The sequence below is a fragment of the Pseudomonas sp. MF7453 genome (genome assembly GCF_016405455.1).
GTDB classification, from domain to species: Bacteria; Pseudomonadota; Gammaproteobacteria; order Pseudomonadales; family Pseudomonadaceae; genus Aquipseudomonas; species Aquipseudomonas paralactis.
Window position 1 is genome coordinate 23778 of the sequence record NZ_JAEKCN010000010.1, and the last position, 25864, is coordinate 49641.

General features: G+C 60.4%; 27 protein-coding genes. 23 read left to right on the forward strand and 4 right to left on the reverse strand.

The genetic code is table 11. The annotated features are described in order from the left end of the window. Positions 1-14: 14 nt before the first annotated feature. On the reverse strand, positions 15-3161 hold the full coding sequence (rne, locus tag JFT63_RS16600; protein ID WP_198844319.1) for a ribonuclease E: 3147 nt from the start codon (positions 3159-3161) through the stop codon (positions 15-17). Between the two features lie 766 nt (positions 3162-3927). Here rne and rluC point away from each other — a divergent pair. The 3 genes from rluC to JFT63_RS16615 are packed head-to-tail and all read left to right on the forward strand — an operon-like array spanning position 3928 to position 6541. Further along, a complete protein-coding gene (gene rluC / locus JFT63_RS16605; protein ID WP_057704653.1) occupies positions 3928-4887 on the forward strand; it encodes a 23S rRNA pseudouridine(955/2504/2580) synthase RluC in 960 nt (319 codons plus the stop codon). Beyond that, entirely contained in the window at positions 4874-5536 is a 663-nt protein-coding gene (locus JFT63_RS16610) for an HAD-IA family hydrolase (protein WP_186562634.1), read from the forward strand. The genes rluC and JFT63_RS16610 overlap by 14 nt, the downstream gene beginning before the upstream one ends. Before the next feature lie 21 nt (positions 5537-5557). Continuing rightward, complete coding sequence (locus JFT63_RS16615; protein WP_198706933.1) at positions 5558-6541, forward strand: S49 family peptidase; 984 nt, start codon at positions 5558-5560, stop codon at positions 6539-6541. A gap of 128 nt (positions 6542-6669) precedes the next feature. On the opposite strand, the gene JFT63_RS16620 is transcribed toward JFT63_RS16615, so the two are convergent. After that, positions 6670-7248, reverse strand: a complete 579-nt coding sequence (locus JFT63_RS16620; protein WP_057704650.1) for a Maf family protein — start codon at positions 7246-7248, stop codon at positions 6670-6672. A 105-nt stretch (positions 7249-7353) separates the two neighbouring features. Between JFT63_RS16620 and JFT63_RS16625 the strand changes: the two genes are divergently transcribed. The 20 genes from JFT63_RS16625 to JFT63_RS16720 all read left to right on the forward strand — a co-directional run bounded on the left by JFT63_RS16625 (position 7354) and on the right by JFT63_RS16720 (position 25020). Continuing rightward, on the forward strand, positions 7354-7884 hold the full coding sequence (locus tag JFT63_RS16625) for a YceD family protein (protein ID WP_005790551.1): 531 nt from the start codon (positions 7354-7356) through the stop codon (positions 7882-7884). A gap of 13 nt (positions 7885-7897) precedes the next feature. After that, positions 7898-8080, forward strand: a complete 183-nt coding sequence (gene rpmF / locus JFT63_RS16630) for a 50S ribosomal protein L32 (protein WP_003179396.1) — start codon at positions 7898-7900, stop codon at positions 8078-8080. Positions 8081-8084: 4 nt separating this feature from the next. Next, a complete protein-coding gene (gene plsX / locus JFT63_RS16635) occupies positions 8085-9095 on the forward strand; it encodes a phosphate acyltransferase PlsX (RefSeq protein WP_082629720.1) in 1011 nt (336 codons plus the stop codon). Positions 9096-9221: 126 nt separating this feature from the next. Then, positions 9222-10160: an ACP S-malonyltransferase gene (gene fabD / locus JFT63_RS16640; RefSeq protein ID WP_057704649.1), complete on the forward strand. Its 939-nt coding sequence runs from the start codon at positions 9222-9224 to the stop codon at positions 10158-10160. Between the two features lie 24 nt (positions 10161-10184). Further along, positions 10185-10928 carry a 3-oxoacyl-ACP reductase FabG gene (gene fabG, locus JFT63_RS16645; RefSeq protein ID WP_057704648.1) on the forward strand — a complete coding sequence of 248 codons (744 nt, stop codon included), beginning with the start codon at positions 10185-10187 and terminating at the stop codon, positions 10926-10928. A gap of 191 nt (positions 10929-11119) precedes the next feature. Continuing rightward, positions 11120-11356 (forward strand): acyl carrier protein, encoded by a 237-nt coding sequence (gene acpP / locus JFT63_RS16650; RefSeq protein ID WP_007987170.1) that lies wholly within the window; start codon positions 11120-11122, stop codon positions 11354-11356. Positions 11357-11484: 128 nt separating this feature from the next. Beyond that, positions 11485-12729 (forward strand): beta-ketoacyl-ACP synthase II, encoded by a 1245-nt coding sequence (fabF, locus tag JFT63_RS16655; RefSeq protein ID WP_057704647.1) that lies wholly within the window; start codon positions 11485-11487, stop codon positions 12727-12729. Next, complete coding sequence (pabC, locus tag JFT63_RS16660; RefSeq protein WP_186562638.1) at positions 12729-13544, forward strand: aminodeoxychorismate lyase; 816 nt, start codon at positions 12729-12731, stop codon at positions 13542-13544. The genes fabF and pabC overlap by 1 nt, the downstream gene beginning before the upstream one ends. A gap of 1 nt (position 13545) precedes the next feature. Further along, complete coding sequence (mltG, locus tag JFT63_RS16665; RefSeq protein WP_198844320.1) at positions 13546-14667, forward strand: endolytic transglycosylase MltG; 1122 nt, start codon at positions 13546-13548, stop codon at positions 14665-14667. A gap of 19 nt (positions 14668-14686) precedes the next feature. Continuing rightward, a complete protein-coding gene (tmk, locus tag JFT63_RS16670) occupies positions 14687-15319 on the forward strand; it encodes a dTMP kinase (RefSeq protein ID WP_057704644.1) in 633 nt (210 codons plus the stop codon). Further along, positions 15312-16301 carry a DNA polymerase III subunit delta' gene (locus JFT63_RS16675; RefSeq protein ID WP_186562642.1) on the forward strand — a complete coding sequence of 330 codons (990 nt, stop codon included), beginning with the start codon at positions 15312-15314 and terminating at the stop codon, positions 16299-16301. Before tmk ends, JFT63_RS16675 begins: the two co-directional genes overlap by 8 nt. 63 nt (positions 16302-16364) lie before the next feature. Beyond that, entirely contained in the window at positions 16365-17150 is a 786-nt protein-coding gene (locus tag JFT63_RS16680; protein WP_186562644.1) for a TatD family hydrolase, read from the forward strand. Positions 17151-17593: 443 nt separating this feature from the next. Beyond that, positions 17594-18259 carry a TetR/AcrR family transcriptional regulator gene (locus tag JFT63_RS16685; RefSeq protein ID WP_034128432.1) on the forward strand — a complete coding sequence of 222 codons (666 nt, stop codon included), beginning with the start codon at positions 17594-17596 and terminating at the stop codon, positions 18257-18259. 139 nt (positions 18260-18398) lie between these two features. Next, on the forward strand, positions 18399-19367 hold the full coding sequence (locus JFT63_RS16690; RefSeq protein WP_057704641.1) for a GTP 3',8-cyclase MoaA: 969 nt from the start codon (positions 18399-18401) through the stop codon (positions 19365-19367). Positions 19368-19478: 111 nt separating this feature from the next. Next, positions 19479-20084, forward strand: a complete 606-nt coding sequence (locus tag JFT63_RS16695; RefSeq protein WP_198844321.1) for a DUF4823 domain-containing protein — start codon at positions 19479-19481, stop codon at positions 20082-20084. Positions 20085-20100: 16 nt separating this feature from the next. Then, a complete protein-coding gene (locus JFT63_RS16700) occupies positions 20101-20661 on the forward strand; it encodes a DUF1285 domain-containing protein (RefSeq protein ID WP_198844322.1) in 561 nt (186 codons plus the stop codon). A gap of 70 nt (positions 20662-20731) precedes the next feature. Beyond that, positions 20732-21445: a GntR family transcriptional regulator gene (locus JFT63_RS16705; protein ID WP_186562647.1), complete on the forward strand. Its 714-nt coding sequence runs from the start codon at positions 20732-20734 to the stop codon at positions 21443-21445. Continuing rightward, positions 21442-22443 carry an ADP-ribosylglycohydrolase family protein gene (locus JFT63_RS16710; RefSeq protein WP_198844323.1) on the forward strand — a complete coding sequence of 334 codons (1002 nt, stop codon included), beginning with the start codon at positions 21442-21444 and terminating at the stop codon, positions 22441-22443. The genes JFT63_RS16705 and JFT63_RS16710 overlap by 4 nt, the downstream gene beginning before the upstream one ends. A gap of 200 nt (positions 22444-22643) precedes the next feature. After that, positions 22644-24110: a purine-cytosine permease family protein gene (locus JFT63_RS16715; protein WP_057704636.1), complete on the forward strand. Its 1467-nt coding sequence runs from the start codon at positions 22644-22646 to the stop codon at positions 24108-24110. Continuing rightward, positions 24103-25020, forward strand: a complete 918-nt coding sequence (locus JFT63_RS16720; protein WP_186562651.1) for a PfkB family carbohydrate kinase — start codon at positions 24103-24105, stop codon at positions 25018-25020. Before JFT63_RS16715 ends, JFT63_RS16720 begins: the two co-directional genes overlap by 8 nt. Before the next feature lie 116 nt (positions 25021-25136). On the opposite strand, the gene JFT63_RS16725 is transcribed toward JFT63_RS16720, so the two are convergent. Together JFT63_RS16725 and JFT63_RS16730 are read right to left on the reverse strand one after the other, a co-directional pair. Continuing rightward, positions 25137-25517 carry a termination factor Rho gene (locus tag JFT63_RS16725; protein WP_198844324.1) on the reverse strand — a complete coding sequence of 127 codons (381 nt, stop codon included), beginning with the start codon at positions 25515-25517 and terminating at the stop codon, positions 25137-25139. 49 nt (positions 25518-25566) lie between these two features. Beyond that, entirely contained in the window at positions 25567-25833 is a 267-nt protein-coding gene (locus tag JFT63_RS16730) for a hypothetical protein (protein WP_057704633.1), read from the reverse strand. Positions 25834-25864 lie beyond the last annotated feature (31 nt).

Below are 25864 nucleotides of genomic sequence, written 5' to 3' on the forward strand. Positions count from 1 at the left end.
AATGGCTGATGGAATCAGGCGAGGGGTTTAGGCTCTTCTTCCACGGCCTTGTGCTCTACCGCCTGGGCAGCCGCTGCGGCAGCTGCTTCGGCTTCCTTGCGACGACGACGCACTTCACGCGGGTCGTTCGGCGCACGGCCATTTTCGGTAAGGGCACTGGCAGGCGCAGCTTCAACCACTGGGGCGGCCACTTCGGCAACCACCGGGGCTTCAACTTCAACCACAGGTGCAGGCTCCACAACCGGCGTCGGCTCAACCACTGGGGCTGGCTCGGCGACGACTTCGGCAACCGGTGCCGGCGCTTCTTCTACCACTGGGGCAGGTGCTGGCGCTTCAACCGATGCAGCCGGTTCGGAAGTCCACTGGAAGGCGGTCTGTTCTTCGCGAACTTCACGCACGGCCGGGGATGCTTCTTCGACCACCGGAGCTTCTACGGTCGCTTCTACTACTGGCTGAGGCTCAACTACCGGAGCCGGTTCAACGGCAACCACTTCGGTTTCTGGCTGTGCATCGCGAACCGGGGCAACTTCCACTTCCGGAACCACTGGGGCTTCGACAGGGGTTGTGGCTTCAACGACTGGCGCTTCAACAGCCGGCGCTTCAACCACTGGGGTCTGGGCTTCGGGGGCTTCTACGACAGCAGTTTCTTCGACGGCGGCGGTAGCACGCTCGGCTTGCTCGTGGGCCTGGGCTTCAGCAGGTGCGCTGATGACCGAGCTGGCGACGGCTGCGGTAACGGCCAAGCCAGCAGCCAGTTCGGCGCCTGTTGGTTCATTGTTGGCAGCTTCTGCGTTTTCGCCGGTTTCTTCCGAACCTTCGATCACGTTGCCGTTGGCGTCACGCTGACGCTCACGACGGTTGCTGCGACGACGCTGGCCACGGGAGCGGCGGCGTGGACGATCGCCTTCGGCGTTGTCCTGGCCGTCTTCCTGCAACTGCTCTTCGCCGGTCAGTACTTCTTCTTCGCTGGCGGCAGCGGCTTGCTCGGCGCGTGGTTGACGCTCTTCACGCGGCGGGCGCGGTTGGCGCTCTTCGCGTGGTGCGCGTTCTTCACGCGGCTGGCGGGCCGGGCGTTCTTCGGTGGTTGCGGCAGCGGCAGCAGCCACAGCGGGTGCTGCATCCAGCGGTTCGCGCAGTTCACGCACGCGCTCTTCACGCTCGCCACGTGGCTTGCGGTCTTCACGTGGAGCGCGTGGGGTACGTGGTGCGCGCTCTTCACGCGGTGCACGTTCTTCACGGGCTACGGCCGGGGTGTCTTCACGGGCTTCGCGAGGCGCACGCTCTTCACGGGGGGCGCGATCTTCACGCGGTGCACGTTCTTCGCGAGGCTTGCGTTCTTCGTCACGGCGACCGTTGCGGTTACGGCTCTGCTGGCGACCGTTGCGACGCTCTTCGTTGCGCGCCGGGCGCTCGGTGGCAGGTTTTTCAACCACGACCGGGGCAGCAGGCTCTTCCTTGGTGGCGAACAGGCTGACCAGCGACTTCACCAGGCCCTTGAACAGGCTTGGCTCAGGCAGGGCGGCCGGTGCGGCAACCGGGGCAGCGGCTTCGGTTGGTACCGGTGCGTTGGCGCGGGCCGGCGCAGTTTTCACGGCGGCTTCCTGGCGAACCAGGGTGCGGGTCGCGGCGGCTGGCTGGACTTCTTCCACTTCGGCCGCGGCAGCAGCGATTTCATAGCTGGACTGCCCGCTATGGGCTTCCGGGCTGTCGTCACGCAGGCGCTGGACTTCGAAGTGCGGCGTTTCGAGGTGATCGTTCGGCAGGATGACGATACGGGCACGGGTGCGCAGTTCGATTTTGGTGATCGAGTTGCGTTTTTCGTTGAGCAGGAAGGCGGCAACCGGAATCGGCACTTGGGCGCGAACTTCGGCGGTGCGGTCTTTCAGGGCTTCTTCTTCGATCAGGCGCAGGATCGCCAGGGACAGCGATTCAACGTCACGGATGATGCCGGTGCCGTTGCAACGCGGGCAGACGATGCCGCTGCTCTCGCCCAGGGACGGACGCAGGCGCTGACGGGACATTTCCAGCAGGCCGAAGCGCGAGATACGGCCCACTTGTACGCGGGCGCGGTCGGCTTCCAGGCACTCGCGGACTTTTTCTTCCACGGCGCGCTGGTTCTTGGCGGGGGTCATGTCGATGAAGTCGATCACGATCAGGCCGCCGATGTCACGCAGACGCAGTTGGCGGGCGATCTCTTCAGCCGCTTCCAGGTTGGTCTGCAGGGCGGTTTCTTCGATGTCGCTGCCTTTGGTCGCACGTGCCGAGTTGATGTCGATGGACACCAGGGCTTCGGTCGGGTCGATCACGATGGAGCCGCCGGAAGGCAGTTCGACCACGCGCTGGAAAGCGGTCTCGATCTGGCTTTCGATCTGGAAACGGTTGAACAGCGGAACGCTGTCTTCGTACAGCTTGATCTTGCTGGCGTACTGCGGCATTACCTGGCGGATGAAGGTCAGGGCTTCGTCCTGAGCTTCAACGCTGTCGATCAGCACTTCGCCGATGTCCTGGCGCAGGTAATCGCGGATGGCGCGGATGATTACGTTGCTTTCCTGGTAGATCAGGAACGGCGCGGAACGATCCAGGGACGCTTCTTTGATAGCGGTCCACAGCTGCAGCAGGTAGTCGAGGTCCCACTGCATTTCTTCGCTGCTGCGGCCAAGGCCTGCAGTGCGAACGATCAGGCCCATGTCGGCCGGTGCGATCAGGCCGTTCAGCGCTTCACGCAGTTCGTTGCGCTCTTCGCCTTCGATGCGACGGGAAATACCGCCGGCACGCGGGTTGTTCGGCATCAGTACGAGGTAACGGCCGGCGAGGCTGATGAAGGTGGTCAGGGCTGCGCCCTTGTTGCCACGTTCTTCTTTCTCGACCTGGACGATGACTTCCTGGCCTTCGCTCAGGACGTCCTTGATGTTTACGCGGCCTTCAGGGGCTTTCTTGAAGTATTCGCGGGAGATTTCTTTGAGGGGCAGAAAGCCGTGGCGCTCGGAGCCGAAATCGACAAAGGCAGCCTCAAGGCTTGGTTCGATGCGAGTAATACGGCCTTTATAGATGTTGGCCTTCTTTTGCTCGCGTGCACCGGATTCGATGTCCAGGTCGTAGAGGCGTTGACCATCTACCAGTGCAACACGCAACTCTTCGGGTTGAGTTGCGTTAATCAGCATTCTTTTCATGTTGTACCGTCGGTTTCCGGGCTGCCGGAAACGGCGTTCGGCACACACGACTTCTCACGGTCGGTGTCAGGTGCGTCAAGAGTGGTTGGCCACTCCAGTGTCCAGCAAAATCGGCCAATTGGGCCGGTATCGCGACGGACGCGTCCTGCTCGTTAGCGGTGGTGACAAAGGCACCACTTCAACAAAAGCTAAGGTCAGGAGGAGGAATCAACCGGCGACTGTGGACGAGATGAAGCGTCTGAAACAAGCCTAGTGCTACACAGTCCGACGGTTGTGCATCTCCACCCTACACGTATCCCTGATAATTCGGGTGCTGCCGCGCGCAGAATCCGCAGCGGGTTGGCATTTACCGTGGGCTCCAATGGGGAGTCCACGCTCATGGCTAAACAAGACTAGGTGTGGGCGACTGCGCTCTCACTCAGCTCTTAACAGGCGTTGTTTCCGAAGCATTCGCCATGGTCTGGCTCAAGACTGACTGCACTTTGTGAACTGGCCGTAAATATCGGCGCAAAACGCGAGTATTCACTCTGCTTTTTGCACTCGCTTCAGGCCTCATGTCACCTGCGCTTGTTACAATCCCGAGCCTTCCAAGGTGGCGAAAGCCCCGTAGGACGGCCTCGCGTCCTGATGAATTGCGATGGTCAGGGCCGGCAATTTGCCGCATGTCCTCTGTCCAGGCCGCTTTTGGCGGCGTTCGCGACTATAGCAGCAATGATTAAGTGCTTCAATTCCATAAAAAATTGTTATCATCGCGGCCATGACGACTACCACCCCCCCGACCCCCAGCGTCCAGCTGCTTGAGGTCTCGCCGGAATATGCCGGCCAACGCATCGATAATTTTCTCCTGGCCCGGCTCAAAGGCGTGCCCAAGACCTTGATTTACCGCATTTTGCGTAAAGGCGAAGTGCGCGTAAACAAGGGGCGGATCAAGCCTGAGTACAAGTTGCAGGCGGGCGATATTGTCCGTGTGCCGCCCGTGCGCGTGCCTGAGCGTGACGAGCCTGTGCCCTTGGCCCAGGGGCTGTTGCAACGCCTGGAAGCGTCGATCGTCTTCGAAGACAACAAACTGATCGTGATCAATAAGCCGTGCGGCATTGCGGTTCACGGCGGCAGTGGCCTGAACTTCGGTGTAATCGAAGCCTTTCGCCAGTTGCGCCCGGATGCCAAGGAACTGGAGCTGGTCCATCGCCTGGACCGTGATACCTCCGGCCTGTTAATGATCGCCAAGAAGCGCAGCATGTTGCGCCACCTGCACACCGCCCTGCGTGGCGACGGTGTGGACAAGCGCTACATGGCGCTGGTGCGTGGCAACTGGGCCAGCTCGATCAAGAGCGTTCGCGCGCCGCTGCAAAAGAGCAACCTGCGCTCCGGCGAGCGCATGGTCGAAGTGGACGAGGAGGGCAAAGAAGCCCTCACCCTGTTCAAGGTACTGCGCCGCTTCGGCGACTTCGCCACCCTGGTTGAGGCCAAGCCGGTTACCGGTCGTACCCACCAGATTCGTGTGCACACTCTGCACGCCGGGCACTGCATTGCCGGTGACACCAAATACGGCGACGAGGGGTTCTCCAAGGAAATCCGCGACTTGGGCGGCAAGCGTCTGTTCCTGCACGCCTACATGCTCACCGTGCCACTGCCAGATGGTGGCGAATTGAAACTGCAGGCGCCGGTCGATGAGATGTGGGCCAAGACCGTGGAGCGCTTGAGTGTCGCACCGTGACTACAAACTGCTGATCTTCGATTGGGATGGGACGCTGTGCGATTCCATTGGTCGGATTGTCGAGTCGATGCATATGGCCTCGACCCGCTCAGGGTTTGAGTTGTGCAGCGATCTGGCGGTCAAGGGCATTATCGGCCTGGGCTTGCCTGAAGCGATCCGCACGCTTTACCCGCAAATCGCCGACGATGAGCTCATAGCGTTCCGCGAGCACTATGCCGACCACTACATTGCGCTGGAGGCCGAGCCCTCGCCATTGTTCGACGGTGTGGTGCAGTCGCTGGCGGCTTTGCGTGCCGAGGGTTATCAGTTGGCGGTCGCCACCGGCAAGGCCCGTCGCGGGCTGGATCGGGTGCTCAAGGCGCATGGCTGGCAAGACTATTTCGATATCACCCGTGCAGCCGATGAAACCGCCAGCAAACCCCACCCTCTGATGCTGGAGCAGATCCTGGCGCATTGCGACGTGTCGCCGCGCCAGGCACTGATGGTAGGTGACGCGTCTTTCGACTTGATGATGGCGCGCAATGCTGGCATGGACAGCGTGGCGGTCAGCTACGGTGCCCAGGCCGCCGAGGCGTTGCAGCAATACGAGCCGAGGCTGACGATTGATCGTTTTTCTGAACTGCAGGCCTGGCTCAGCCGGGCCCAATAAGTCTTTGCTGGGGTTGATGGCATGAGTGACGAGTGGAAAGCGCCCGAAAAGGCCGAGAGCAGTGATGATAAAAGCTGGAAGCTGTTGGAGAAGACCCTCCTGGCCAGCGTCCAGGAGCAGCGTCGTTCGCGGCGCTGGGGGATTTTTTTCAAGTTGCTGACCTTTGTTTACCTGCTTGGGATGTTGGCGCTGTTCAGTCCGCTGATGGACATGGAAAAAAGCGCCGCCCGTGGTACCCACTACACCGCCCTGATCGAGGTGCGCGGCGTGATTGCCGACAAGGAGCCCGCGAGCGCCGACAATATCGTCAGCAGCCTGCGCGCTGCATTCGAAGACCCCAAGGTCAAGGGCGTGATCCTGCGTATCAACAGCCCGGGCGGCAGCCCTGTGCAGTCGGGTTATGTGTATGACGAGATTCGTCGCCTGCGCGGGCTGCATCCGGATACCAGGCTCTATGCGGTGATCTCCGACCTGGGGGCTTCGGGCGCCTATTACATCGCCAGTGCCGCCGACCAGATTTACGCGGACAAGGCCAGCCTGGTGGGTTCCATTGGTGTGACGGCGGCCGGGTACGGTTTTGTCGGCGCCATGGAGAAGCTCGGGGTCGAGCGTCGCACCTACACTTCGGGCGAGCATAAGTCGTTCCTCGATCCTTTCCAGCCGCAGAAGGCGGATGAAACCGCGTTCTGGCAGGGCGTGCTAGATACAACCCATCGCCAGTTCATCGCCAGCGTCAAGCAGGGCCGTGGTGAGCGGTTGAAGGATAAGGATCATCCGGAGCTGTTCTCCGGGTTGGTGTGGTCGGGCGAGCAAGCATTGCCGCTGGGCTTGATTGACGGCCTGGGCAGCGCCAGCTCGGTGGCGCGGGATGTGGTTGGCGAGAAGGAGTTGGTGGATTTTACGGTCGAGGAATCGCCGTTTGATCGCTTCTCCAAGAAGCTTGGTGCCAGCGTCGCTGAGAAGCTTGCGCTGTACATGGGCTTCCAGGGCCCGACCCTGCGCTGATCTCAAGTCAGGTGTGATCAAAATGTGGGAGGGGGCTTGCCCCCGATAGCAGTGCATCAGTCACCTTATTTGTGGCTGGTACACTTATATCGGGGGCAAGCCCCCTCCACATTTGGGTTGTGGTGTTTCTAGGGAACGTGCACGTCTTCATTCAGTAGCATATCCACCAGCCTGATGAGTGGCAGTCCTACCAAGCTTGTGGCATCCGGCCCTTCTGTGCTCTGGAACAGGCTGACGCCCAGTCCCTCGGCCTTGAAGCTGCCCGCGCAATCGTAAGGCTCTTCGATCCGCAGGTAGCGCTCGATGCGTTCTGCATCCAGCTGGCGCATATGCACGGTAAACGGCACGCAGTCCACCTGGCAGCGCCCCGTCTCGCTGTTGAACAGTGCCAGGCCAGTGAGGAAGCTCACGCGCTTGCCGCTGGCAGCCAGTAATTGCTCGCGGGCATTTTCGAAGGTGTGAGGCTTGCCGATGATCCGGCCTTCCAGCGCAGCGACCTGATCGGAACCAATAATCAAATGACCAGGATGGCTGGCGGCAAGGGCGCGGGCCTTCTGTTCTGCCAGGCGCTTGACCAGTTCAATGGCTGACTCGTCCGGGCGGTGGCTTTCGTCGATGTCCGGCGAACTGCAGATGAACGGCAGGTGCAGGCGGCTCAGTAATTCCCGGCGATAAACCGAGCTGGACGCGAGTAATAAAGGCAGCATATACGTCTCCTCAAGGCAGTCGCCGATTCTAGCGACGTGACCGGCTGACGCACAGGGCTGAATTTCCTTTGACATGGCCGGGTGCATCCCTATAATGCTGCGCCTATGTTGAATGACCCGATTCCACCTCACGTTGACCCGCGCAAATTGGCTGATCGTGGCACCACCCTTCAAGGTGAAGTGCTGCTGGCCGATTTGGAGAGACTCTGCGACCCGCTTTCCGACACTGTCGGTACGGTGCAGGCTAAATTCGTTTTTGAACGAGATGAACGTAAGTCTGTGGTAATCCACAGTTTTATCGACACCGAAGTCAAAATGGTTTGCCAGCGTTGTCTTGAGCTGGTCACCCTGCCGATCCACAGCGAATGCAGTTATGCTGTGGTGAAAGAGGGTGCGAATACCCAGTCGTTGCCGAAAGGTTATGACGTGCTGGAACTGGGCGAAGATCCATTGGATCTGCATGCACTGATCGAGGAGGAGCTTTTGCTCGCCTTGCCCATTGTGCCTGCTCATCATCCGGAAGAATGCCAGCAGCCGGAGGGTCTCGATGACGAGGCCGAGCCGAGCGAGGACGAGGTAACGCGGTCCAACCCGTTCAGTGTATTGGCGCAGTTAAAGCGTGACCCAAACGTTTAGGAGTTAATCAATTATGGCTGTTCAGCAGAACAAAAAATCCCGCTCCGCCCGTGACATGCGCCGTTCGCACGACGCTCTCGAGGCTAGCACCCTGTCCGTGGAAAAGACCACTGGTGAAGTTCACCTGCGTCACCACGTATCGCCAGAAGGCGTATACCGTGGCCGTAAAGTGATCGACAAGGGCGCTGACGAGTAATCACTTGTCTGCTCAAGTCATCGCGATTGACGCAATGGGCGGGGACTTCGGTCCCCGCAGCATTGTTCAGGCTTGCATTGCCAGCCTGTCTGCTACGCCCTCGCTGCACCTGACCCTCGTCGGTCAACCTACCCTTCTTGAAGAACTGATTGCCAGCCATCCGGCGGTGGATCGCGCGCGCCTGACCATTACGCCAGCCAGCGAAACCATCAGCATGGACGAAAAGCCGGCCGCAGCCTTGCGTGGCAAGCCCGACTCTTCAATGCGAGTGGCCCTTGAGCTGTTGCGTGATGGCAAGGTGCAAGCCTGTGTCAGTGCCGGCAATACGGGGGCGTTGATGGCCTTGTCGCGGCATGTGCTCAAGACCTTGCCGGGTATTGACCGGCCGGCGATGGTGGCGGCAATTCCGACGCAGAAGGGCTATTGCCAGTTGCTGGACCTGGGCGCCAATGTCGATTGCAGTGCCGAGCACCTGTTGCAGTTTGCCGTGATGGGCTCGGTGGCCGCCGAAGCGCTGGGCGTTGCCCGGCCCAGGGTGGCCCTGCTGAATATCGGCACCGAGGAGATCAAGGGCAACCAGCAGGTCAAGCTGGCCGCCAGCTTGTTGCAAGGCGCGCCAGGCTTGAACTACATCGGTTTTGTCGAAGGTGACGGCTTGTACCGTGGCGAAGCCGACGTGGTGGTGTGTGACGGGTTTGTCGGCAACATCCTGCTCAAGTCCAGCGAAGGCTTGGCAACCATGATTGCCGCGCGTATCGAGGCGTTGTTCAAGCGCAACCTGGTATCGCGCATGGTCGGTGCCCTGGCGCTGCCATTGATGCGCCGCTTGCAGGCCGACCTGGCACCGGCACGGCACAACGGGGCAAGCTTTCTTGGCTTGCAGGGCATTGTGGTTAAAAGCCACGGCTCGGCCGGTGTACAGGGGTTTCAAAGTGCGATTGCGCGGGCGTTAATCGAGATTCAGGAAAACCTGCCGCAACGCTTGCACGGCCGTCTTGAGGATCTGTTGCCTTAGGCGAATTGGCCCGGGAGTGCTTAAATGTGACCGGCCAGTTCAATTGACCATCCAATCTGTCAGTTTCGTGCGCTCCCGCCATTGGAGTGCGCATTTTTGACGACCAGATCATTAGGGGCTTGTTACATGTCTACATCCCTCGCATTCGTCTTTCCAGGGCAGGGTTCGCAGTCCCTCGGCATGTTGGCCGAGCTGGGCGCGCAATACCCGCTGATTCTGGACACTTTCAAGGAAGCTTCCGAGGCCCTGGGTTACGACCTGTGGGCGCTGACCCAGCAAGGGCCGGAAGAGCAACTCAATCAAACCGATAAAACCCAGCCGGCCATCCTGACTGCTTCGATCGCCCTGTGGCGTTTGTGGTTGGCAGAAGGCGGGGCGCGTCCAGCTTTTGTCGCCGGGCACAGCCTGGGCGAATACAGCGCCCTGGTAGCGGCGGGCAGCCTGACCCTGGGTGAAGCGGTCAAGCTGGTCGAGCGTCGTGGTCAGCTGATGCAAGAAGCCGTTCCGGCAGGGCAGGGCGGCATGGCCGCGATCCTGGGCCTGGACGACGCGGTGGTCATCGAGGCCTGCGCCGAAGCGGCGCAAGGCGAAGTGGTCAGCGCGGTAAACTTCAACTCCCCGGGCCAGGTAGTGATCGCCGGCGCCAAGGCCGCGGTAGAGCGTGCCATCGAAGGCTGCAAGGCCCGTGGTGCCAAGCGTGCGTTACCGTTGCCGGTGAGCGTGCCGTCCCACTGCGAGCTGATGCGCCCGGCTGCCGAGCGTTTTGCCGAGTCCATCGCCGCCATCAACTGGCAGGCGCCGCAGATCCCGCTGGTGCAGAACGTCAGCGCGGCCGTGGCCGCCGACCTCGACACCCTCAAGCGCGACCTGCTGGAGCAACTGTACAAGCCGGTACGCTGGGTTGAATCGGTCCAGACCCTGGCCGCCAATGGTGCCACCGAACTGGTCGAGTGCGGCCCGGGCAAAGTCCTGGCAGGCTTGAACAAGCGCTGCGCCGACGGTGTGTCCACCGCCAACCTCAATACCCCTGAAGCCTTCGCTGCCGCTCGTGCGGCACTGGCCTGAATCCCGTACTTAGGAGAAGCCTGCATGAGTCTGCAAGGTAAAGTTGCACTGGTTACCGGCGCTAGCCGTGGCATTGGCCAGGCCATCGCTTTGGAGTTGGGTCGTCAGGGCGCCGTTGTGATCGGCACCGCCACTTCCGCCTCGGGAGCCGAGCGTATCGCCGCGACCCTGAAGGAAAACGGCGTGCAGGGCACCGGCCTTGAGCTGAATGTGACCAGCGATGAGTCCGTGGCTGGCGTACTGGCCGAGATCACTGCACAGTTCGGCGCGCCGGCAATTCTGGTGAACAACGCCGGTATCACCCGTGACAACCTGATGATGCGCATGAAAGACGACGAGTGGTACGACGTGGTCGATACCAACCTGAACAGTCTGTTCCGCCTGTCCAAGGGTGTTTTGCGCGGCATGACCAAGGCGCGTTGGGGCCGAATTATCAATATTGGCTCCGTAGTGGGTGCCATGGGCAACGCAGGCCAAGTAAACTACGCTTCCGCCAAGGCCGGTCTGGAAGGTTTCAGCCGTGCACTGGCACGTGAAGTCGGTTCGCGGTCGATTACGGTCAACTCGGTAGCCCCAGGGTTCATCGACACCGATATGACCCGTGAACTGCCGGAAGCACAGCGTGAAGCGTTGCTGACGCAGATTCCGCTGGGCCGTCTGGGCCAGGCTCAAGAGATCGCGAATGTGGTCACTTTCCTGGCATCCGACGGTGCGGCATACGTGACTGGGGCTACAATCCCGGTGAACGGCGGGATGTACATGAGTTAAATTGTGACGGATCGCTTCAAAAAAATGTCATACGAGCTGTCTAAAATCCGTTATAAAGCTGCAACTTAATTTATAGGCAGGTGGCCGACCGGGTACAGGGTGAAGCTTTCAGTTGAAAAGCTGAAATGGCTTTCTATACACTTACCCACTGGCCAGCTGCCTGAATTTGTCCATTAGGAGTTAAACAAGGTATGAGCACCATCGAAGAGCGCGTCAAGAAAATCGTTGCCGAGCAACTGGGCGTTAAGGAAGAAGAAGTGGTCAACACTGCTTCCTTCGTAGAAGACTTGGGTGCCGATTCCCTTGACACCGTTGAGCTGGTGATGGCTCTGGAAGAGGAATTCGAGACCGAAATCCCGGACGAAGAAGCTGAAAAAATCACTACTGTTCAAGCTGCCATCGACTACGTTACTGCCCACCAGGCGTAATAGTTTGTAGTCGTCGCTTGCTGTCAGGGAAAAACCGCACTGCTGTAACGGCGTGCGGTTTTTTCTTTAAGCACTGATGAAAAGTAAGCTGCGAATCGAAGTGTCGTCATTAGAAAAAGGAGAGTGCTGTGTCGCGTAGACGCGTCGTAGTCACCGGTATGGGTATGTTGTCGCCACTGGGTACGGATGTGCCGAGCAGTTGGCAGGGCATTCTGGCTGGCCGCAGTGGTATTGGTCTGATCGAACACACGGACCTTTCTGCCTATTCCACCCGTTTTGGCGGCTCGGTAAAGGGTTTCAATGTCGAGGAATATCTCTCGATCAAAGAGTCCCGCAAGCTCGACCTGTTCATTCAATACGGCCTGGCAGCCGGTTTTCAGGCAGTGCGCAACGCCGGCCTGGAAGTTACCGACGCCAACCGTGACCGCATCGGCGTGGCCATGGGTTCGGGTATTGGCGGTTTGACCAATATCGAAGAAACCAGCCGCACGCTGCACGATTCCGGCCCCCGTCGAATTTCACCATTCTTCGTACCGGGCTCGATCATCAATATGATTTCCGGCTTCCTGTCTATCCATCTGGGTGCACAAGGGCCTAACTACGCCATCGCAACGGCGTGCACCACCGGCACCCACTGCATCGGCATGGCGGCGCGCAACATCGCCTATGACGAAGCCGATGTGATGATTGCCGGTGGCGCTGAAATGGCCGCCTGCGGCTTGGGCATGGGTGGCTTTGGTGCTTCCCGTGCGCTGTCGACCCGCAATGACGAGCCGACCCGGGCCAGCCGTCCGTGGGACAAGGGCCGTGATGGCTTCGTGCTGTCTGACGGTGCCGGTGCCCTGGTGCTGGAAGAGTTGGAGCACGCCAAGGCGCGTGGCGCCACCATCTACGCCGAGTTGATCGGCTTTGGCATGAGCGGTGATGCCTATCACATGACGTCGCCACCGTCCGACGGTGCCGGTGCTGCGCGCTGCATCACCAATGCGCTGCGTGATGCGAAGGTCAATCCCGACCAGGTGCAGTACATCAATGCTCATGGTACTTCGACGCCGACCGGTGACCTGGCGGAAGCCGAAGCCATCAAGTCGGTGTTCGGTGAACATGCCTACAAGCTGGCGGTCAGCTCCACCAAGTCCATGACCGGCCACCTGTTGGGTGCGGCGGGCGCGGTCGAGGCGATCTTCAGTGTGATGGCGATCAAGGATCAGGTCGCTCCGCCGACCATCAACCTTGATGAGCCGGACGAAGGCTGCGACCTGAACTTCGTGCCGCACGAAGCGCAACCGATGCCGATCGACGTGGCGATCTCCAACTCGTTCGGGTTTGGTGGCACCAACGGCTCCCTGGTGTTCCGCCGGTTCGCCGAGTGATGCACAGCTGGGTCGACGGTCAGCCAGCGGACAGCGTGCCCCTGAAAGATCGTGGCCTGGCGTATGGCGATGGGGTGTTCGAGACCATTGCCGTCAAGGCCGGGCAGCCGTTGCTGCTCGACCGTCACCTGCAACGCCTGCAAGAGGGTTGCAGGCGCTTGGCACTGGTGGCGGATCACGAATTGATTCGCAACGAAGTGCTCGATTTTGCCGCCGCCCTGGGTGACGGTGTCCTCAAGCTGATCCTCACCCGTGGCGATAGCCTGCGCGGTTATGGCATCAACCCTGGCGCTCCGGTGCGTCGTCTCTTGCAAGGCAGTGCGCCCACGGTTTACCCGCCCGCTCATGCCATCGAAGGCATCCGCCTGTTCCCCTGTACCACGCGTTTGGCTGAGCAGCCGCTGCTGGCCGGTCTCAAGCACCTCAACCGTCTGGAGCAAGTGATTGCCCGTGCCGAGTGGCAAGATACCGACCATGCCGAAGGCTTGATGCTGGATATGTCCGGACGGGTCATCGAAGGCGTGTTCAGCAACCTGTTCCTGGTGCGCAACGGCTTGTTACTAACCGCTGATCTGAGCCGTTGCGGCGTGGCCGGGGTGATGCGCGCCGAGGTGCTGGCTCAGGCGCAAGCGCTGGGCGTCCCGGTGGCCGTGGCCGACATCAATATTGAGCAGTTGCAGCAAGCCGATGAAGTCTTCGTCTGCAACAGCGTATATGGCATTTGGCCGGTGCGTGGGTGTGCTGCGATGAGCTGGCCGGTTGGGCCGCTCACCCGTAAACTGCAGGGCATTGTTCGCGCGCTATTGGATATTTGAGTTGATACGAAAATTAATGTTACTGCTGCAGATCAGCCTGGTCTCGGCAGCGTTGCTTGTGGGCTTTTCTGCCTGGAAACTCGACTCTGCCCTCAAGCAGCCTCTGAAGCTGCCCCAGGAGCAATTGCTCGACGTACCGGCTGGCGCTACGCCGACGGGGACATTCAATCGTCTGGAAGCCGACGGCGTGCTCGACGATGCATTCTGGTTGCGTCTGTACTGGCGCTTCAACCTGGAAGGCCAGCCACTGCACAGCGGCGAGTACCGCATGACACCCGGCCTCACTGCCGAAGGCTTGATCGGCCTGTGGCAACGTGGGGAAGTGGTGCAGTACAGCCTGACCCTGGTGGAGGGCTGGAATTTTCGCCAGGTGCGTACCGCCCTGGCCAAGCATGAAAAGATCGTGCAGACCCTTCCTGGCCTGACTGACAGCGAAGTGATGGACAAGCTTGGCCATTCGGGGGAGTTTCCCGAAGGGCGTTTCTTCCCTGACACCTATCGTTTTGTACGCGGCATGACTGACGTCGAATTCCTCAAAAAAGCCTACAACCGCCTGGACGATGTGCTCGCCCAGGAGTGGAGCAAGCGTGCCGACGATGCGCCGTACAGCGACCCTTATCAGGCACTGATCATGGCGTCTCTGGTGGAAAAGGAAACCGGCGTGCCGCAAGAGCGTGGGCAGATTGCCGGTGTGTTCGTGCGTCGCCTGAAGATCGGCATGATGCTGCAGACTGATCCCACGGTGATCTACGGCCTGGGTGAGCGCTACAACGGCAAGTTGACTCGGGCCCACCTCAAGGAAGCCAACCCCTACAACACCTACATGATCGCCGGCCTGCCGCCCACGCCTATTGCGATGGTCGGTCGTGAGGCGATCCATGCGGCGCTGAACCCGGTGCCGGGCAGCAGCCTGTATTTTGTCGCCCGTGGCGATGGCAGCCATATTTTCTCGGATAACCTGGATGCCCATAATGCCGCTGTGCGTGAGTTCCAGCTCAAGCGGCGTGGCGATTACCGCTCCAGCCCGGCACCGGTGGTCAAACCGCAGGAAGATGTAACTGCACCCGCCGAGGCACCGATTGAGCCCGCGCCGGACACCTCCGCGCCGCAAAGCCCGCAATGACTCTGACTAAGGACTGCCTGTGACTGGCTTGTTTATTACCCTGGAAGGCCCGGAAGGTGCCGGTAAAAGCACGAACCGCGACTACCTGGCCGAGCGCCTGCGTGAGCAGGGCATCGAAGTGGTGCTGACCCGCGAGCCGGGCGGTACGCCGCTGGCCGAGCGTATACGCGAAGTGCTGTTGGCCCCGGGTGACGAGCCGATGAACCCGGACACCGAGCTGCTGCTGGTATTTGCTGCCCGCGCTCAACACCTTGGCGAAGTGATTCGCCCCGCGCTGGCACGTGGCGCTGTGGTGATTTGTGATCGCTTCACGGATTCCACCTACGCCTATCAGGGTGGGGGGCGAGGTTTGTCAGTGGAGCGTATCGCCACCCTGGAAACCTTTGTACAGGGCGATGTGCGTCCCGATCTGACCCTGCTGTTCGATCTGCCGGTAGACGTGGGCATGGCCCGCGCCAGCGCTCGTGGTCGCCTGGATCGTTTCGAACTGGAAGGCTCGGTATTTTTTGACGCTGTGCGCAGCGCTTTTCTGCAACGAGCCAAGGCTGAGCCGGCGCGCTATTACCTGCTCGATGCGGCGCAACCGTTGAGCCAGGTGCAACAGGCCATTGATGCGCTGTTGCCGACTCTGTTGGAGCGCACCCGTGGCTGAGTCCTACCCCTGGCAGGACGGTCTGTGGCAGCAACTGGCCGGCCGTGCTCAACACGCCCATGCCTATTTGCTGCATGGGCCAGTGGGTATCGGTAAACGTCACCTCGCCGAGCGCTTGATGGCCAGCCTGTTGTGCCAGCGCCCGGTCAATCTGGAGGCGTGTGGTGAGTGCAAATCCTGCCTGCTGCTCAAGGCCGGCAGTCACCCGGACAACTATGTGCTGGAGCCTGAGGAAGCAGACAAGGCGATCAAGGTCGATCAGGTACGCGACCTTGTCAGCTTCGTAGTGCAGACCGCGCAGATGGGCGGGCGTAAAGTGGTGTTGATCGAGCCAGTCGAGGCGATGAACATCAACGCCGCCAACGCCTTGCTCAAAAGCCTTGAAGAACCGTCCGGTGATACCGTGCTGTTGCTGGTCAGTCATCAGTCCAGCCGCTTGTTGCCGACGATTCGCAGCCGTTGCGTGCAGCAGGCGTGCCCGTTGCCGAGTGAGGCCATGAGCCTGCAATGGCTGGCGCACGCGTTGCCGGAGTGCACCGAGCAACAACGGGTCGAGTTGCTGACCCTGGCAGCCGGTTCGCCCCTGGCGGCAGTAAAGCTGCAAGCCCAGGGTGTGCGCGAGCAGCGGGCACTGGTGGTGGATGGCGTGAAGAAGCTGCTCAAACAGGAACTGTCCGCCACGCAATTGGCCGAAAGCGCCTGGAAGGATATTCCCCTGCTGCTGTTGTTCGACTGGTTCTGCGATTGGTCCAGCCTGATCCTGCGCTACCAACTGACCCAGGATGAAGACGGCCTGGGCCTGGCGGATATGCGTAAGGTTGTGCAATACCTGGCGCAGAAAAGTGCTCAGGACAAAGTGCTGAACATTCAGGACTGGATCCTCGCGCAGCGCCAGAAGGTGCTCGGCAAGGCCAACCTCAACCGCGTGCTGCTGCTTGAGGCGCTGCTGGTGCAGTGGGGTGGCCTGCTCGGGCGCCGTTAATTTTCGGGGCCGACACGTGTATGGTTGGCCAAACCCTTTTCGTGACTTAAGCCCTGACTTCCTATGCTCGTAGATTCCCATTGCCACCTTGATCGTCTCGACCTTGCCCAGCACGGCGGTTCCCTCGACGCCGCCCTTGAAGCTGCTCGTCAGCGTGGGGTAGGGCACTTCCTGTGCATCGGTGTCAGCGCTGAAAACGCCGCCGATGTCAAAGCCCTGGCTGATCGCTACGCCGATGTGGATTGCTCGGTGGGCATCCACCCGCTGGACCTCAAGCCCGGCGAAGCCCCGGCTCTGGACTGGCTATTGGGCGAACTCAACCATCCACGGGTGGTGGCCATCGGCGAAACCGGCCTGGACTACCACTACGAACCTGAAGCCGCCGAGTTGCAGCAGGCCTCGTTCCGTCTGCATCTGCAAGCCGCCCGGCAGACCGGCAAGCCGGTGATCATCCACACCCGGGGAGCTCGCGCCGATACCTTGACCTTGCTGCGCGAAGCCGCGCTGCCGCAGGCCGGTGTGTTGCATTGTTTTACCGAGGACTGGGACATGGCCAAGGCTGCCCTGGACCTGGGCTTCTATATTTCCCTGTCGGGGATCGTCACCTTTCGCAACGCCGACGCGCTGCGCGACGTGGCCCGCCAAGTGCCAGCCGACCGCCTGCTGGTGGAGACCGACTCGCCGTACCTGGCGCCCATCCCCCATCGCGGCAAGCCAAACCTGCCCGAATATGTGCGTGACGTGGCCGATTACCTGGCGATGCTGCGCGGCGAGTCTTACGAACGCTTCGCCGAGCAGACCACCGAAAACTTCAAGCGCCTGTTTCCGTTGGCCCATGTAGGCGGATAGCACGGCTGAATGGCAGGCAAAAAAAACCCGGGTTCTGGGGGGTGAATCCGGGCTAAGACCATTAGGAGTAAACAAGGGTACGCAGTCCGTCGGTACCCAGGTCGACGCTTCACTTGGGGGAGATGTCGCGCCGACAGTTGAAGTATTGATCAGTATCCGATTCAGTCCAGTCAGATCTGATCGTTTTTTAAACAGATTTGGAATACGCCCGCTTTGCTTGAGTTCTCATTGTGCAGGTGGGCAGCTTGCAGTGATGCGTCTATTTCTGACTGATATGGATAAAAACGTTGGCGTATTGAAAGTTAAGTGCGTCGCGGGTTCACATAGACATTGCCCAACGACCGTTCAGTCGGGATAATCCCTCGCATCGGGTAAATCGTATCGCCACGTATCCGTGGCCCTGCGCAACCCTCCCTATTCCGACCTTTGCAGACTTCTTCCTCATGCACAAAGAACCCCGTAAGGTCCGTGAGTTTCGCCGCCGTGAGCAGGAAATTCTCGACACCGCACTCAAGTTATTCCTCGAACAGGGCGAAGACAGCGTCACGGTAGAGATGATTGCGGATGCCGTGGGTATCGGCAAAGGCACCATCTACAAACACTTCAAGTCCAAGGCCGAGATCTACTTGCGCCTGATGCTCGACTACGAGCGCGACTTGAACGAGCTGCTGCACTCGGCCGATGTCGACAAGGACAAGGAAGCACTGTCCCGCGCTTACTTTGAGTTCCGGATGCGTGACCCGCAACGCTACCGCCTGTTCGACCGCCTGGAAGAGAAGGTGGTCAAGGGGCACCAGGTGCCGGAAATGGTCGAGGAGCTGCACAAGATCCGCGCCTCGAACTTCGAACGCCTGACCCTGCTGATCAAGGGGCGTATCAGTGAAGGCAAGCTGGAAGACGTGCCGCCGTATTTCCACTACTGCGCCGCCTGGGCCCTGGTGCATGGCGCCGTCGCGCTGTATCACTCGCCGTTCTGGAGCAATGTGCTGGAGGACCAGGAAGGTTTCTTCCAGTTCCTGATGGACATCGGCGTGCGCATGGGCAACAAGCGCAAGCACAGCCCTGAACTGCCGGGCGCCGAGAAGAGCGGTGACACCCCTGCCACGTAAGTCATTCGCCACAGTGATGGCGCAATGATTTACTGCCAGGCGCAGTAACCCAGGAATATACTCAGGCAAGGACCTTGCTAAAAGCTGAGTTATGAGTCAGCTTTTAGCGCGCCCGAATTATCCTCTGCCGGAGTGATCCATGATCGTTGATCGTCAAGGCAGGCGTTTTCGCAATTTGCGGATCAGCCTGACTTCAGCCTGCAATTATGCGTGTACCTATTGCGTGCCTGACGGCAAGCGGCTGGTGGCTGCCCAGGATGAACTGTCGGCCGAGGCCATGGCCCGAGGCGTGGCTTACCTGATTGAAGCGGCGGGTATCGAGCGCTTGCGCATTACCGGCGGTGAGCCGTTGGTCAGCCCCAAGTTGGAAGCCTTCATGGGGGCGGTAGGGCAGATGGGCCTGAGCGACATCAGCCTGACCACCAATGGCCAACTGCTGGCGCGCAAACTGCCGTTGCTGGTGGCTGCCGGCATTCGGCGCATCAACGTTTCCCTCGACACCCTGGATGCCGATGCCTTTCGCAGTATCGCCCGTGGCGGCGACCTGGCCACCGTGCTCGATGGCATGGACCAGGCCAGCGCGGCCGGCATCAAGATCAAGGTCAATATGGTGCCATTGCGTGGTCAGAACCTGGATCAGGTGATGCCTCTGCTCGATTACTGCCTGGAGCGTGGCTACGAGCTGCGCTTTATCGAATTGATGCGCATGGGGCATTTGGCGAAAGACTCCAACGCATTCCTCCAGCAATTTGTCAGCTTGCAGCAATTGCTCAGCCTGATCGGTGAGCGCCACGAATACCTGCAAGCCAACGCACCCGTCGACGCTACCGCCGTACGCTACGAAGTTCCGGGCAAGGGCTTCTTTGGCGTGATCGCCAATGAAAGCGTACCGTTCTGCCGTACCTGCTCGCGCCTGCGGCTGTCGTCCACGGGCTGGCTGCATGGCTGCTTGTCTTCGAGCAATCGCCATTACGTCGGTGACTTGCTTGATCAACCGCGCCATCAGGCCTTGCCGGCCTTGCAGGGCTTGTTGATGAAGGCACTGGGCGACAAGCAGGAAGTGGCGTTTTCGGGCGGTGCGACAATCATGAAGATCATCGGCGGCTAATGTAGATCTTCCGGGTCCTACATTCGCTGTACGTTGCCCCTCAAGCTGGCGCAGAACCTGCATCTCACGCCCATTCGCCGGTTTTCCGTCACCGGCTTCTGGAGGATTAGGATGCGTAGTCTGGTTTTGCTGTTGGCGGGGTTGGCCCTGAGTGGTTGCATGACCGTCAGCGATATGGCCGAAGGCACTCGCTATCAGATGAGCGATGCCGGGCTGCTCGACCATAGCGATACCCGGCGTACGGCCTCGGTGCGCATACAGCCCGATTCCTTTGTGTTTATTGCCCAGGGCGCCTTCGTGCCGCCGGGCAGCGCGTACCTGCGACCTAACGTAGTCGCCGAGGAAGCGTTCAACGGTTTTGTCGAATATTTCCCCATGGTCCGGCGTGCCCGCCAACCCGAAGGTCTTGAGCAGGCCATGGCTGAAGCCCGCGAGGCGGGTGCTCACTACTTGCTGTATTGCCGCTTTGCGGCAGCCGATGACCGTATCGGCAACGCCGATGAGTGGACCGATCAGCAAGCCCTGGACCGCCTGGGACTGGACAGCGGTGTCATTCAGGTCATGTTGATCGAGACCAGCACCCAGTATTTGATTGATACTGCACGTATTCGCAGTCGTGGCGGTTTACTGACGTTCCACGACACATCGCCACAAGATCTGATTGCTCGCCCCCTGGCGCAATACGCCCGAGGCTTGCTGGGCATGAGCAATCAGTAGACCCGAGGAGAGCCCCATGACCGATTCCGCCAAGGCCAATGACCTATTGGCCCAACTGCCCAAGGGCAAGGGGCCGGCACCGGTGCATCTGTGGAACCCGGATTTCTGCGGCGACATCGATATGCGCATTGCTCGCGACGGCACCTGGTTTTACCAGGGCACGCCCATCGGGCGAAAGCCGATGGTCAAACTGTTTTCAAATATCCTGCGCCGCGACGGCGATGATTATTTCCTGGTGACACCGGTAGAAAAAGTCGGCATCAAGGTCGACGATGCGCCATTTGTGGCGATAACCCTGGATGTGCAGGGGCAGGGCGAAAGCCAGATCTTGCGTTTTACCACCCATGTCGACGAGCAGGTCGAGGCCGGCCTTGAACATCCGTTGCGGGTGGTGATCGACCCGGTCACCCAGGAACCTGCACCCTATGTGCGAGTTCGCACCAACCTTGAAGCCCTTGTGCATCGCAACGTGTTCTACCAATTGGTGGAACTGGCGGTGACGCGTCCGATCAACGGTCAAAACTGGCTTGGCGTCTGGAGCAGCGGGGAATTTTTTCCCATCGGCCTGGAACCCTGAGGCTGATTTTGCCTTCACCCTGAAATAATTTCCTTGCTGTAAATGGCCGCTTTCGGTTATCAATTTGTACATGATTAGACATGTTCGATTTGATAAGAAAAAACGCGTCGTCGACGAACTCATCCGCCGTATCGAGGGTGGGGTCATGGCAGACGGTTTGCTGTTGCCGGGTGAGCATCAATTGGCCGAGGAGTTCGCGGTCAGCCGTGGCACGCTGCGCGAAGCGCTGGCCGAGCTCAAGCGTCGCAACTACATCGCCACCCAGAGTGGGGTTGGCTCCATCGTCACCTTTGATGGCATGGTCCTCGACCAACGCAGCGGTTGGGCTCAGGCCCTGGCCGACACGGGCGCCCAAGTGAACACCGACGTATTGCGTTTCGAAGCCGTGACGCGTCCGGACCTGTTCAGCCGTTTCGGCACCGAGCAATTTATTGCCCTGGACCGCCGCCGGAGTACGGCCGATGGGACTGCGGTGTCCCTGGAACGCTCGTTGATGCCGGCGGTGGGCGGCCTGGAAAGCCTGCCCCGCATTGGCCTGATCGACGATTCCCTGACCATTACCCTGGCGGCCTACGGTTACGTGGGGGCCGAAGGTGACCAGTGGATCGGTGCCGAACCCCTGAGCGATGAAGATGCTCAATTGCTCGGGCGCGCTACCGGCACCGTATTTCTCAAAGCTTCGCGCACCACCTACGACCGTCGCGAGCGCTTCATGGAGCATGTCGAAAGCTTGCTCGACCCGTTGCACTTTCGTCTGCATCTGCAATTTGGAGCTGCCAAATGACCCGGGAAGAACGCGCACTCGGTGCCTTCTACGGCCTGGCCCTGGGCGATGCCCTGGGTATGCCCACACAATCGTTGAGCCGCGAGCAGGTCAAAGCGCGCTTCGGAGCCATCACCGCTCTGGAAGACGCCGACGCCGACCAGCCCATCGCACCGAACATGCCCGCCGGTTCCATTACCGATGACACCGAGCAGGCCATCCTGGTCGCGCAGCTGCTGGTGCAAGGCCAAGGTCATATCGAACCTGCCGTGCTTGCCCAGCGCCTGATCGACTGGGAAGCGGGAATGCGTGCCAAGGGTTCTCAGGACTTGCTCGGACCTTCGACCAAGCGGGCGATCGATATGATCCTTGCCGGCCATACGCCGCAAGAGTCTGGACGCTACGGCACCACCAATGGCGCGGCCATGCGCATCACGCCGGTGGGTATCGCCGCCGATGTCAGTGAGACGGCGCCGTTTATCCAGGCGGTGATTCAGGCTTGCCAGGTCACCCATAACACCAGCCTGGGTATCTCCAGCGCCGCGGCCGTGGCGGCGGTGGTCTCCGCCGGTATTAATGGCGTGGACCTGGGCGAAGCCTTGAACATCGGCACGCAGGTCGCCCAGCAGGCTGAAAGCCATGGGCACTGGGTGGCCGGTGGGCGCATTGCCACCCGCATCAGTTGGGCCCGCACCCTGAGCGTCGGCAGTGACGACAAGGCCCTGTTTGCCGATTTGCTCTACGAATTGATCGGGACGTCTGTTGCCTCGCAGGAGTCGGTGGTGGTGTCGTTCGCCCTGGCACAGCAAGTCGCGTCCGGTGATATGAATGCCTTCGAAGCGCTGTGCCTGGCCGCCAGCCTGGGGGGCGACACCGACACGATCGCCGCGATCCTGGGGGCCATGCTCGGCGCGTGCCTGGGAATGCAGTGCTGGCCAGAGGCGCTGATCGAGCAGGTCAAGCAGGTCAATGGCCTGGCGTTAGAGCCGCTGATAGAGGGGCTGCTCGCATTGCGATAGCCGCCGTTCCCTGTAGGAGCGAGCTTGCTCGCGAAAACCGTCAGAGCGCCGCTTTTATTCTGGCTCCCCGCGTAATCGTTGACCATTTTCGCGAGCAAGCTCGCTCCTACAGTGGGTCGTTGTCTCAGGGCGACCGGTAAAAGGTTCAAATTGTACATCTGCCACAACCACAACAATACAGGCACCAGGAGCACCCTTTCATGAGCAGCACCTCTAGCGGCCAAAGCGCCGGCCAGTTGGAAACACGCGGCATCGAGCCGGTCCCGGAAGGCGAGTGCAATGGCCATCCGCTGCAACTGTTCTGGGTATGGTTTGCCGCCAATATCAGCATCCTCGGCTTGCCGCTCGGCGCGACGTTGGTCGCGTTCCGGGGCTTGGCCATCTGGCAGGCGATTATCGTCGCAATCCTTGGCGCGGCTGGCTCCTTTGCGGTAGTAGGCATCATCTCCATCGCTGGCCGCCGTGGGCGCGCGCCCAGCCTGACGTTATCCCGCGCTATCTTTGGCGTACGCGGCAATATCGGCCCGACAGTGGTCTCGCTGATGTCGCGCCTGGGTTGGGAAACCGTCAACACCACCACTGCCGCCTTCGTGTTGCTGTCGTTGTGTTCGATCCTGTTCGGTTCGGCGGTAGAGGCGAAAAGCGCCCCCGTGCTCACGTTGATCTTCATTGCCATCTTTGTGCTGCTGACCCTGGCCGTGTCCGGCCTCGGCCACGCCACATTGCTGGTGATCCAGAAGTGGGCCACTTATGTATTTGGTGGTTTGAATATCCTGGTGGGCGGCTTTCTGTGTGCCACCATCGACTGGAGCGCGGTGTTCAATGCCACCCCTGCGCCGTTAAGCGCGATGATCATCGGCGTCGGCACCATGGCCGCCGGCACCGGCATTGGTTGGGCCAACGCCGGTGCCGATATGTCGCGCTACCAGCACCGCAGCGTCAAGGCTGTACGCCTGGTGGCCAGCGCCGCTTTTGGCGCGGGTATTCCGCTGGTGTTGCTGATTACCCTGGGCGGCCTGCTGTCGGTGGGTAACAACGACCTGGCGTCGGCCACCGATCCGATCATCGCAATCCGCGACATGCTGCCGACCTGGATGGCGGTGCCTTACCTGATCACCGCGTTCGGCGGGCTGTTGCTGTCGAACAACCTGTCGGTGTATTCGGCCGGTCTGACGACGTTGACCCTGGGTTTGAAGGTCAAGCGCGTGCACGCGGTGATTGTCGATATCGTGGCGATCTTTGCCGGCTCCATCTATTTCATGCTGATTGCCGACAGCTTCTATGGCCCGTTCATCACCTTCATTTCGCTGCTGGCGGTGCCGATTACGGCGTGGGTCGGGATCTTCGTGGTCGACTTGATCCATCGGCATTACTACAGCCCCAAGGACCTGCTGGACGTCAGCCCGAGCAGCGCTTACTGGTATCGCGGCGGCGTGGAGTGGCGGGCCTTCGGCGCCTGGGCCGTGGCCATCGTGCTGGGGTTCAGCTTCACCACCATCGGCACCACCGCGCAAAATATCTGGTTCGCAGGGCCGCTGTCCGACTCCTGGTTGGGCCACAACGGCCTGGGCTGGATCGTCACCTTCCTGGTGGCTGGCGGCCTTTATGCGGTACTGGGCGGCGCGGCTGATCGTCGTCCGGCTTTGATAGAGAGCACCCATGCCTAGATTGCTGCATACCGGCCAGGTCATTGTCGACTTGGTCATGGCCCTCGACACGCTGCCGGCCACCGGTGGTGACGTGCTGGCCCAATCTGCCAGTTTTGAAGCAGGCGGTGGCTTCAACGTCATGGCGGCCGCGCGGCGCAATGGTATGTCGGTGGTTTACCTGGGGCGCCACGGCAATGGCCGGTTTGGCGACTTGGCCCGCGCCGCGATGCAGGCTGAAAAGATTGATATGGCGTTGGCGGCGAGCAGCGAGAAGGACACTGGTTTGTGTGTGTCCCTGACCGAGGCCACCACGGAGCGTACGTTTATTTCCCATATCGGCGCCGAGGGTGAATTGAGTGCCGAGGATTTGGCCAGGATCGTTCCGCTCGCCGATGACTACGTGTACGTCAGTGGCTACAGCCTGCTCCTCGCCGGTAAGGCGCAGGCGCTGATCGACTGGCTGCTGGCGCTGCCGCGAGAGACCGTGGTGGTGTTTGATCCCGGACCGTTGGTCAAGGCGCCGGATTCGGCTTTGATGCGTGCGTTGTTGCCACGTATCGATATCTGGACCAGCAATGGCCCGGAAGCTCTGGCGTTTACCGGTGCCCTCGAACTTGCCGCCGCGTTGCCTGAGTTGAGTCGACATCTGCCTGCACACACGTTGTTGGTGGTACGTGATGGGCCCAATGGATGCTGGGTAGGGCGCACAGGTGGCCTTGAGCATGTACCTGGGTTCAAGGTGCAAGCGGTAGACAGCAATGGCGCTGGGGATGCACATGCAGGGGTATTTATTGCCGGGCTGGCGAAGGGCTTGAAACCAGTAGAGGCGGCGCGTCGCGCGAATGCGGCGGCGGCGCTGGCGGTGACGCGTTGGGGGCCGGCTACTTCACCTGGCACTGCCGAGGTCGATGCACTACTCAGGGAATAAACACACGTCAAAATGTGGGAGGGGGCTTGCCCCCGATTGCAGTGGGTCAGCTATAGATGAACTAGCTGATACACCGCTATCGGGAGCAAGCCCCCTCCCACATTTTGAATCTATGTTTAGCCTGCTTTTTTCAACGCCTGGATCAATTCATGTTTACGCATGGTCGAGCGGCCCGGAATGTTCTTGGCTCGCGCCTCCTTCATCAGGCCCTCCTTGGTTTGCGTACCTAACGAAGCCCCACTGCTGCGCGGGTGCCCCTCACGGCTGGCTGCCGCGCGCTTGGCCGAATCCTGGCGGTCCTGAGACTTCTTCGCCGGCGCTTTGCGCTGGCCCGATCCGCCGGCCTTTTCACCCCCGCCGGACTGCTTGTTGACGGTGGCCCAGGCCCGGGCTTCATCTTCTTCCCTGGATAATCCCTTGTGCTCGTAACTGTCTTCGATAGGAGCGGCCTTGCGTTTCTGTTCGGCGGTGTATTTGGCTTTGCTTCCACGAGGCATCGCTAAAACTCCTTCTGGCCCCCGTCACGGGGCCAGACCAGAAAATGGATTACTGAGGGCTCGCACCGTCGAGCTTGCGGGCCTCATCCACACCCGAAGCGGTGAGCTTGATCGGCAGGTTCAACGAATATTCACCGGCGTCGTCGGTGGTCACATGCCCATCCTTGATCAACCCGCGGTCTTGCAGAAACGCCAAGACACTGGCGACTTCTTTCTCACCGCGGTAGTTGTCCAGTACCTCCTTGCCCAAACCCTGGGGGTGAGCGTGCAACAGGCGGGTGAGGACTTCTTTTTCAAGGTTTCTATCGACGTTCATGTGTACCTCTTCACTGGGAAATGATCGGGTG